This window comes from uncultured Tateyamaria sp., from assembly GCF_947503045.1.
Taxonomy (GTDB): Bacteria; Pseudomonadota; Alphaproteobacteria; order Rhodobacterales; family Rhodobacteraceae; genus Tateyamaria.
Genome location: NZ_CANNCF010000013.1, coordinates 18,780 through 28,486, shown reverse-complemented (window position 1 = coordinate 28,486; position 9,707 = coordinate 18,780). Strand labels below are relative to the sequence as shown.

Genomic DNA, 9,707 nt, shown 5'->3' with positions numbered 1-9,707 from the left:
CTCCTTTCCTAGCAGTCGTTGATAACTGCACTTTGGCACACTCGATGCCGGTGGAGCAGGAGCCACCCACCTCATCCCCTTTGGGCCGTCCACATCGCCGGAGTCTGGGCTTGCCAGAATAATGCTTTGCTTGCTCCGATGGCGGCAGTGAGCCCAGACTTCCAATTTCTGCGGCGCTCGCGAATGGTCGGAGCGGTGAAGCGCGGAGGCTTCACCGCTTAGTTTGTTGTTATTCTCCAGTTGCAGCAGCCGAGAATTTCTCCAATGCGCCCTTCATTGCCAAAACGGCCGGATGATCTGAGGCAAGACCATGGGAAGGTGCGATGGCTGTTGGGTCATCATAGGTCGCCCAGGTTTGACCGTTGGCATCTTCAAAAAACAAAATCCGAAGCGGCAGGTTCAGAGCCATAGTTTGGCCTGTTTGCAAAGCGCTCGCCCCAATTTTGGGGCTGCCGAAGATCACGACCGTTGTAGGACGCAGGTCCTCGCCGACCGACGCGTTACCAGCAGCAAAGTCGATCGTGTTGAATACCCGCGCGCCTGCGGTTTCAACGGCGTCTTTCAACCGCTCCACCGAAGTTGCGACGTTGGCGTTGCTTGCCACATTGATGCGTTCTGCCATGGCGGTCCCTGCGGATGTTGCTGCGATAAAAGCTAGTGGGATAAGTGTTTTCATGTTTGTCTCCTCAGTGTTCAATGTCCGAAGATGTCTGGACTGGACACTGCGTAAGCTTCGTAAACCGCGGTTTCTGGAGGATTTTTGGAGGAATGCATCCTGAACCGACGTGACGCCCAAATCTGGAGTTTTGGTTCATTTACGCTTGATGAAGCGACCTTTGAGCTCACACATTCCCAAGTCCCAGTTGCGATTGAGCCGCAAAGCCTGCGCGTTTTGATCTTTCTTATCCGTCACAGAAACCGCGTTGTCTCCAAGGACGATTTGGTTGAAGCGATCTGGCAAGGGCGAGCGATCAGTGACTGGGCGATTTCTGGGGCGATCAAAGCTGTTCGGATTGCGCTTGGCGATACCGACCGCGATGACCGTATCGTCAAGACGATCCACGGACGCGGATTTCGCTTTGTCGCGGATGCGATTTCGAGAAATCCCGAAAAAGCCTCGGAGCCGCTTCCAACTGTCCTTGTTCGTGCCTTCCGGTCCATCGGACAGCGCGCCGCGCTCGATTATCTTGCAGACGGCCTGACAGAAGATCTGATCCACAGCCTGTCGCGACACGATGCATTGAAAGTGCTGTCTTATAACACGATCCAAGCGCTGGGAGATGCCGTACCGGCGGACATATACGGCGTTACGCACATCATTGATGGCAGCATCCGAGAAAGTGGGTCGCGCAACCGCGTGAGCGTAGCCATTTTGAATAGAACTGGTCAGCAGCAAATCTGGGCCGAGCGGTTTGATCTGTCTCAGGAAAGCCTTTTAGCGGGTCATGATCTGATCGCAGACCGGTTGCTTGCCGTGATTGCTCCTGATCAAACCCGGCCTGCCAGACAGCGGCGCGGCACCCTCAGTTCACAGGCATATGATGCCTATCAAAAAGGCCGTTACGCATATTTTCGCTATGAACCTCAGGCCTTTGTCGAAGCACTTTCGCACTTTGCGAGGGCGACTGAACTGGATCCTGATTTCGCCAACGCCTATGCGCAGCAGGCCTATTGCCGCACGACGCTCTATGTCTTTGGATTGCCCGGCAGTGATAAAACGCTGGATGCAGCTGAGAGTTTTGCGCGCGAAGCCATCAGGCGAGACGATAATGCGGCACTCGGATATGCGCGTCTCGGATGGGTGCTTGGGTATCTTTGGCGACCTGAGGAAACCATCGCTGCCTTCGACGCCGCCATGACGCGCGACCCAGAAAACCCCGAGGTCTATCTGGCCTACGGCGAGACAATGAACCGCCTCGCACGTCCGCAAGACGCAGGACCACTTCTGGAGACTGTATTTTCGAAAGACAGCTTTCTGCCGCCCAGTTGGGAATTCCCACAGGGCCATCGCCACCTTTTGTTGGGGGAGCAGGAGGCCGCCATAGGGCACTTTCAATCTGTGCTCGATCGTGTCCCTCGTTTCGTTCCGGCGCGGGTCCAACTGGTGCGCGGTCTTTGGGAGATCGGTGACACCGAGGGCGCAAAGCACGAGGTCACGAGGATCAAGGAAATTGCACCCAAGTACAGCCTTGCCCACTCAAAGCGCATGTTCCCGTATCCTGTTCAGAAAGAAGTGGATGCGCTGACGGCAGCACTTTCGGGTGCTGGATTGCATTAAGCTTTTTGGGCGGAGCGGACTTTCGCTTGTGCTACATCAACGGTCGGATTGTCGCGCACATTGCTTGTTCGCGAACTTCAAGACTGCGCGGCTGCGGCGAATGTCTCCTCTGACGGGCCGCAGTGCAGCGACGAGAGTGCACGATGAATGTCTCTTAAGGGCCGTCCTCAGCAGATGCTTCCTTGAGTGTAACGCCGGGTGCGTGAAGACCCTTGGCTGATCGCGTGAATATCTCGAAGCCATCCGCTGTCACTCCGATCGAGTGTTCAAACTGAGCTGACAGCGATCTATCGCGAGTTACAGCGGTCCAATCATCAGCTAGCGTTTTGACCTCCCGGCGCCCCAGATTGACCATGGGTTCGACTGTGAAAATCATACCTTCGCGCAACTCTAGCCCCTCGCCAGCATTACCAAAATTAAGGATGTTGGGCGTGTCGTGAAACACCTGTCCAATGCCATGCCCACAAAAGTCCCGCACGACCGAGCAACGTTTCGATTGTGCATGGGATTGGATTGCATGACCAATGTCGCCGAGCCGTGCGCCAGGACGTACTGCTTTGATCCCAAGCATCATCGCTTCATGGGTGACCTGGATCAGTCGTTCTGCTGCGCGTTTCGGCTTGCCGATCGCATACATCCGGCTTGAATCGCCGTGCCAGCCATCAAGGATCAGGGTGACATCGACATTGACGATATCACCGTCGCGCAACCTTTTCTCATTCGGAAATCCGTGGCAAACCACGTGGTTCACTGAGGTGCAGCAGGCGTATTTGTAGCCCTTGTACCCGAGGGTCGCAGGAACTGCGCTATGCGATGCCGCGAAGTCCAGCACGTAGCTGTTGATCTCGGATAGCGAAACTCCGGGAGCTATGAGGTCAGCGACACCGTCCAAGCACGCCGCAGTCAAGCTGCCCGCATTACGCATCCCCTCAAACGCATCCGTCCCATAAAGTTTGATGCTTTCAGTCCTGCGTGCATCTTGCGCGGGGGGCGCAACGGCGACGTTGATATAACTGCCCATTTGACGTCCTATACGTTTAGTCGATCTAGAGGTTATATACGATTCGTATATGTTTCGTATAATGGAATTGGAGGCTTAACGATGGGCATCGTCAAGATTGAAGACGGGCTACATGAGGATATTCGTAAGGCAAGCACTGTGATGTGCCGGTCGATCAACGCCCAAGCGGAGTTTTGGATAAGAGTCGGGATGCTCGCTGAGACCAACCCAACTCAAACTTTTAATGAGATTATTGCACGGCAACTCAAGGACGCGGACTTGGAACTATCCGATTTTGCTGCGGCATAAGTGGAAAATTCTAGGCATCGCCATCCGATGGATTTGGCGGCGTTTCGGTACTGTGGAAGAGAACCTAACCCGTTCTATCTCCGTCTTGGCGGTCAGTTCAACCACGCCAGATAAATAGCCATGAAAATCCATACCATGACAATCTGTAACACCATCGCGATGATCAGGAACTTTGACCGTTTATAGTCTTGTTTTACGTCGATCTTTTTCATTGAACCACCTCCAGTCTGTCAGATTACTTAATCTGATACCGTGAGGTACATATTCAGGACCGAACCCCACACAAGGCACGATAACGCAATGCTGCCATGCATCCAGGAGGCGTTTCCGAGCGGTGATAATTTGACGTTCGTCAATGCGCGGCCTTTCTCACACAATTCCGCCATTCGCGCGTATGGTCTGGCCGTTGATCCAAGCACCATCGGGACCGGTCAAGAATGCCACCACGCTTGCAATGTCTGCTGGGGTGCCCAATCGCTCAAGCGGGGCCATTTTTGCCATCCGGTCCACGACCTCTTGGGGTTTTCCTACGAGAAAAAGGTCCGTCGCAGTCGGTCCGGGCGCGACTGCGTTCACAGTGATCGCGCGACCTCGCAATTCTTTGGCCGAGATTGACGTCATGACCTCTATCGCAGCCTTGATGCCTGCATAGACGCCATAGGTATCAAGCTTTAGCCCCACAACGCTTGAGGAGAAATTGATGATAGCACCTCCGTCGCGAAGACGGTCCGCTGCCTCGCGCAACGTGTTGAATGTCCCTTTCAGATTTACAGCAACCTGACTGTCGAACAGTGCGTCATCGCTTTGGGCGATAGAGGCAAGTTTCATAATGCCAGCATTGTTCACAAGTACATCGACACCACCAAATTTCTCTTGAGCTGCCTCGAACAGGTGCGCGACTTCGGCTGGGTCCGAGACATCGGCTTTTACGGAGATGGCGTGCCCACCCGCGGCTTTGATTTCGTCAACGACCTTTTGGGCAGCGGTTTGATTGCCCGCATAGTTGACAACAACATTCAGCCCGTCGGCTGCGAGGCGCAGTGCGATGGCAGCACCGATGCCACGGGACGCGCCGGTGACAAGTGCTGTTCTGTTTGTCGGATTTTCCATGTCGATTTTCCTAATGTGTTGGGATGGCCTATGCCCCGACTTGCGTACGCCAGACGGCTTTGCGACGGGCCGCGAAGTCTGCCAAACTGGATGGCTGACGGCCGGTAATGCGCAAAACGTTGTCGGTGACGTGGTCTTCTGAGCCCTTGGCAATACTTGTGTCCATGGCGGCAAGCGTTGTCGCATAGGCTTCTGGTAAACCCGCTGCCATGTGCCGTGCCGATAGCTCTGCTTCGCTGAGATTATGATGAGTGATCGGGTTCTTTGTCACCTCGGTCAGAATTTTCGCCACGTCGTCATAACTGAGTGCAGCAGGGCCGGTCAGGATGAGATCGCCGGACGCAAACGCGTTCTGAGACAATGCTTCGACGGCGACCGCCGCGATATCTTCGGCGTCGATGAAGCCGACCCGACCGCGACCGGTCGCGGTATGGATTGCGCCTTGATCCCGAATTGGCGCAAGCAGCTGCCCTTCCGAAAAGTTCTGCATGAACCATGTCGGGCGTAGAACAACCCATTCCGGTGCTCGATCGCGCAACCAGGCATGAACAGCGCCCATCATCGGCCCGCCTGCTGCGAGCGAAGACGCGCTAAGAAGCACAAATCGTTTCACGCCTATGCGGATGGCCAATTCCATAAATGGGATCATCGCGGGAAGAGGCTCGGCGACGCCGCTTGGCGAGACCAGATAAATGCTTGAAACGCTTTCCAACGCCGCAGCCCAAGAGGTCTCATCGCTCCAATCAAAGCGTATGTCGTGTGCCGCTTTGGGACGACGTGTAGCGACGCGATGGTCAAGGCGGCGGGCAGCAAGCTGTGCGGATATGCGGCGACCGGTTGTTCCGGTTCCGCCGGTGATCAAGATGGTGTTACGCACGGGTAAATCCTTTCCCTTCAGGATTGGGCACGGCATCTCCGGTCGCGGCTAGCGTGATGCGCGGGTCCCAATAGTCAGCGTAGTAGATGATCTTTCCGTCCCGTGTTTCGATGACGGAGATCCATTTCTGATCATAGGGCGCGCCAGTGCGCCCTTCGCCGCTGCCGGAAAACTCCAGAACAACTTTGTTGCGGTCTGCCATCTCGCTGACACGCAGGTCAAAAAAGTCGTCGATGCGAATGAGATCAGGCAAAACCTTCAAGTAGCGCGCCAACGCATCGCGCCCGTCGATGCGCTTGATGAAGCCAGGGGGTGCATAAGGTGCCTCAAACACGCAATCCTCTGCGAACATGTCGAGAAAGCTTTCGGCGGTAGGGTCGATCCGCTGGCCAAGGCCTTCTCGCAATATGTCAGTCAGACCTTCAAAACGGGTTTGCTCAACAGTCATTGACAAGTCTCCTTTTTCGATGGAACGGTAGCGTATCGACCATATAGGGAGTAAATGAATGGAACGCAACCGTTCCGACGAAAATTCTACGGCAGAGCCGTCCACGCGAGTGCCCAGCGGGGCGGCGGTGATGCGGACATCGGTCACGGATGCGCTGACGCGGGCTTTCTTTGAGGAATGGGCGCGCACAGGGATTGGCGCACTCAGTCTGGAGCGTGTCGCAAAGCGGGCGGGGGTTGGCAAAGCTGCACTTTATCGGCGCTGGTCCTCGAAACACGAGATGGCAATTGAGTTGATCAGCGCCGTTGGCCTGAACCTGACACCGATCCCCGACACCGGGTCCTTGATTGAAGACCTGAGGCTAACCTTGCTTTCCCTTCGCCGTGTTCTCAGGCACCCTTTGATCCGGCGCATTCTGCCAGACCTGCATGCTGAAATGGCACGGACCAGCGTGCTTAGCACGGAGATCCGAACGACATTGCAAAATGAGCGCCGCGCGCGTGGGGCGATGATCGTCGAGCGCGCCATCGCACGCCGCGAACTGCCTAAGAATGTGGATGCCGACCTGGCAAATGATGCGCTTGCAAGCTTCCTGTACTGGCGAATTATTGTGACTGGCGGACGTGTGCACCGAGAAGACTTAAACAGGATAGCGCATTTCATTGCCGCCGGACTTGGGGCGCAACACGAATGAGAGAGGGTGGCGTCCGCAGAAAAACAGCGGCGTAAACCGCTGTTTTTCTGATTTGACCTACGCTGCAAGAGCAACAGCATCACTGCCTGCGGGTACGCGGAATGGGCAATTCTCATCCGTTACAGCCCTCCAAACCGCCGTCACGACATCGGAAGGATGTGTCGGTTCTTTGGATGCGTTTTCCATGAATGACGCCATCACCTGATCGATGAAGGCCCGATAGGCGCCGGGCGTGTCGTGTGCTTCAGACATAAGAGCTCGTGCATTGCTGCCAAAGCTGGTGCTTGGCGCTTGTCCAGGCAAAACCAACCGCGTGCGGATGCCCAACGGCGCCAGTTCCAGCGCGAGACATTCCGTGTATGCGTTCACCGCCGCCTTACTCGCGGTATAGGCGGACAAGAGGGGGAGCGGTTTCATCGTAACGCTTGAGGAAACGTTGACGATAACGCCGCTGCCTTGGGCGCGCATCTGTGGCAACACAGCTCGAATTACTTCGAACGTGCCAAAGACGTTCGTCTTGAAGAGCGAGCGAACGGTTGCATCTGGTGTGCCTTCAAAGGCACCGAGCCATCCGATACCTGCGTTGTTGACCAATGCGTCGATTGGTCCAGCGGCCTCAACTGCGCGGGCGATACTGCCATGATCTGATACGTCCAGCGGCAGAATGTGCAGGCGGTCTGAGGCAGGCAACACGGTTGGATCGGGTGTGCGCATTGTTGCGACAACCGACCAACCTTCGTCAAGGAAATGGCGGGCAGTCTCACGTCCGAAGCCTGAAGAGCATCCGGTGATCAATACGGTCTTCATAATGTCGTCTCCTTCTGGTTTCTGTTGTGGTGTCTCCTATCTTGTCAAAGCTTGAGAGATTTTCTATAAACAGAAATCCGTATTTAATCATTGAGAGTCCGAAATGACGGATCCCCTCTCCGAAGTGATCTCGCTTCTGCGCCCACAGGCGCCCTCTACAAAACTGGCGCATGCGTCCGGTCCGTTCCGCGTTTGCCGTGATGACGTAGACGAAGTGTTTTACTGCATGCTGTTGGCCGGGCAGGCCAAGCTGGAGGTTGATGGCCATGCGCCTGTCAACTTGACTGCCGGGAGTTTCGTTCTCATTCCCGTCATCGCCCCGTTTGCTGTGTCCAGTCTTATTCCTCCACCTCCGACGGGGCTTGTAAGCCAACCTGTTGCCGGAGTGGATGGGATCACACGGATTGGTACTTTGGACGGACCGGTAGAGGTTGAAATGCTGGTTGGACACTGCAGCTTCGGCAGCCCGGATGCTGCGCTTTTGGTGTCGCTGTTGCCCGACATGATCCTCGTGCAGGGGGAAGATCGTTTGGCGGCATTGGCTGCGATGGTGCAAAGCGAGGCGCGCGCGGATCGACCGGCCCGAGATGCAGTCGTGGAGCATTTACTGCAGATCATCCTGATCGAAGCCTTCCGATCCACAGCGCAAACTAACGAGACGTCGGCATTGATAAGCGGTCTCACCGACGCGCGGGTCGGCGCGGCGATACGCGCGATCCATGCGGCCCCTGATCATCCTTGGACGGTACCTAAACTCGCACGGGAAGCTGGCCTTTCGCGGTCGGCGTTCTTTGCACGATTTAGCCGGATCGTTGGTGTCGCACCGATGGGGTATGTTTTGAATTGGCGAATGACGCTTGCAAAAGACATGCTGCGCTTGGGCAATCATGGCATTGCTGAGATATCTGAAAGGATAGGGTATGGGTCCGCAAGTGCATTCAGCACAGCATTTGCACGTCATGTTGGCGCTCCGCCGGGGGAATACGCGAAGATGGCTGCCGCTGGTTAGTGAAATTAGCCGCTCGGTACTCGTCTCCGAGGCACGAATATTGGGCATAAAGGGTTTGGATTAACCTACAACCACGCGATTACCCTAGTCCTAGTCGCGACTCTCTTGTGAACCGCGTTCGACTTTAGGCCCAGCATTATAGCAGGCGCAGCGAAACGGCACCATGTTCGCACTGAACATAGCCTGAACACCTCAAAGATTTGCAAATGCAGCGAATGGCGGCAATGCGGGCTGCACCTGCAGCATCTTGACCAGGCAATCAATGGCAGGTTTGGGCCGCGAGCCTCGATATATTCTGAAGCTGTCGGATAGCCAAAGATTGGATAGTGCCGTCACTCGGTCGCGAGTTGAAATTTGAGGAAGGTCGCCCCGTCATAATCGACTTCGCCAACCCGCCAAGCACCAAGTCTGTCGAGTGCCCGTAGGTTCGTGCGTGACGGTGGTAAAAGGAAGGTCACATGCGGGATGCGTTCATCGGAAATCGCAAAGTCGATCGCCTTTCGCGAGATGCGCGGCCCGAGGCCAAACATGTCGGGCCGCAAGACCAGTCCGAAATCCCACTCGACTCCTTCTTTTTGAAATCCACCCCAGCCGACATATCGGTCATCGGACAAAAATGCCCAATGTCCAAGTCCATCACGGCGCCAACACTCTTCCTTTTTGGCGACAAACCGCGCCACTGTCTCGGCATTCCAAGTAAATTTCAGAAGCGGCATATGCTCGGCCACACGAGGTTCGGACATGTGCGCCAAGATTTCGGCTGGATCGATTTCCGACAATCGGACGAATCTTATTTCAGATCTCATTGCGGCGTCTTTCGATGTGCTCGTCGCTCATTGTCAACTGGACGCGATATCTCAACAGCCAAATCCTTGCCTGCCGTCACGCTGGGACATAGGCATTCAGTTTGTTGCCATTTAGATCCCGGAAATACCCCCCGTAGAAACCATGATCTCCGCGTGGGCCGGGGGGGCCCACATCTGTTCCGCCAAGTTCGAGGCACTTGGCGTGAAGCGTATCGACGGCTTTTCGGTTGGTCATTTTCAAAGCGACCATCACCCCGTTTCCAACACTTGCCGGTTCCCCATTGAACGGACAAGCAAGGCATAACGCAGGCTCGGCCCGCGAGCGCCCCCATGCCGCCGTGATTCCAAAGGCGGTTTGCACCCACACTC

Annotated in this window: 11 protein-coding genes; 4 read left to right on the top strand and 7 right to left on the bottom strand. The window is 55.6% G+C overall.

Annotated features, from left to right (window positions below; genetic code table 11):
* Window positions 1-229: 229 nt before the first annotated feature.
* Entirely contained in the window at window positions 230-676 is a 447-nt protein-coding gene (locus tag Q1A89_RS22925) for a DUF302 domain-containing protein (RefSeq protein WP_299733993.1), read from the bottom strand.
* Window positions 677-760: 84 nt separating this feature from the next.
* Here Q1A89_RS22925 and Q1A89_RS22920 point away from each other — a divergent pair, with 84 nt between their 5' ends.
* Window positions 761-2,278, top strand: coding sequence for a winged helix-turn-helix domain-containing protein (locus Q1A89_RS22920; RefSeq protein WP_299733991.1), 1,518 nt, complete (start codon window positions 761-763; stop codon window positions 2,276-2,278).
* 154 nt (window positions 2,279-2,432) lie between these two features.
* Here the strand turns inward: Q1A89_RS22920 and map are convergent, their stop codons facing one another.
* On the bottom strand, window positions 2,433-3,299 hold the full coding sequence (gene map, locus Q1A89_RS22915) for a type I methionyl aminopeptidase (protein WP_299733989.1): 867 nt from the start codon (window positions 3,297-3,299) through the stop codon (window positions 2,433-2,435).
* Between the two features lie 81 nt (window positions 3,300-3,380).
* On the opposite strand from map, the gene Q1A89_RS22910 reads away from it, so the two are divergent.
* On the top strand, window positions 3,381-3,587 hold the full coding sequence (locus Q1A89_RS22910) for a ParD-like family protein (RefSeq protein WP_299733987.1): 207 nt from the start codon (window positions 3,381-3,383) through the stop codon (window positions 3,585-3,587).
* Between the two features lie 369 nt (window positions 3,588-3,956).
* On the opposite strand, the gene Q1A89_RS22905 is transcribed toward Q1A89_RS22910, so the two are convergent.
* From Q1A89_RS22905 to Q1A89_RS22895, 3 genes are read right to left on the bottom strand one after another with little or no spacing between them, the layout of a single operon-like run.
* Window positions 3,957-4,697 (bottom strand): SDR family oxidoreductase, encoded by a 741-nt coding sequence (locus Q1A89_RS22905; RefSeq protein ID WP_299733985.1) that lies wholly within the window; start codon window positions 4,695-4,697, stop codon window positions 3,957-3,959.
* 28 nt (window positions 4,698-4,725) lie between these two features.
* Entirely contained in the window at window positions 4,726-5,574 is an 849-nt protein-coding gene (locus tag Q1A89_RS22900; RefSeq protein ID WP_299733983.1) for an ergot alkaloid biosynthesis protein, read from the bottom strand.
* Window positions 5,567-6,022 carry a nuclear transport factor 2 family protein gene (locus tag Q1A89_RS22895; protein WP_299733981.1) on the bottom strand — a complete coding sequence of 152 codons (456 nt, stop codon included), beginning with the start codon at window positions 6,020-6,022 and terminating at the stop codon, window positions 5,567-5,569. The genes Q1A89_RS22900 and Q1A89_RS22895 overlap by 8 nt, the downstream gene beginning before the upstream one ends.
* 58 nt (window positions 6,023-6,080) lie before the next feature.
* Between Q1A89_RS22895 and Q1A89_RS22890 the strand changes: the two genes are divergently transcribed.
* Complete coding sequence (locus tag Q1A89_RS22890; protein ID WP_299733979.1) at window positions 6,081-6,716, top strand: TetR/AcrR family transcriptional regulator; 636 nt, start codon at window positions 6,081-6,083, stop codon at window positions 6,714-6,716.
* 57 nt (window positions 6,717-6,773) lie between these two features.
* Here the strand turns inward: Q1A89_RS22890 and Q1A89_RS22885 are convergent, their stop codons facing one another.
* The gene (locus Q1A89_RS22885; RefSeq protein ID WP_299733977.1) at window positions 6,774-7,523 is read right to left on the bottom strand and encodes an SDR family oxidoreductase; all 750 of its coding nucleotides are present in this window, start codon (window positions 7,521-7,523) and stop codon (window positions 6,774-6,776) included.
* A 103-nt stretch (window positions 7,524-7,626) separates the two neighbouring features.
* On the opposite strand from Q1A89_RS22885, the gene Q1A89_RS22880 reads away from it, so the two are divergent.
* Window positions 7,627-8,532 carry an AraC family transcriptional regulator gene (locus Q1A89_RS22880; RefSeq protein WP_299733975.1) on the top strand — a complete coding sequence of 302 codons (906 nt, stop codon included), beginning with the start codon at window positions 7,627-7,629 and terminating at the stop codon, window positions 8,530-8,532.
* Between the two features lie 332 nt (window positions 8,533-8,864).
* On the opposite strand, the gene Q1A89_RS22875 is transcribed toward Q1A89_RS22880, so the two are convergent.
* Complete coding sequence (locus tag Q1A89_RS22875; RefSeq protein WP_299733973.1) at window positions 8,865-9,338, bottom strand: GNAT family N-acetyltransferase; 474 nt, start codon at window positions 9,336-9,338, stop codon at window positions 8,865-8,867.
* Window positions 9,339-9,707: the final 369 nt, after the last annotated feature.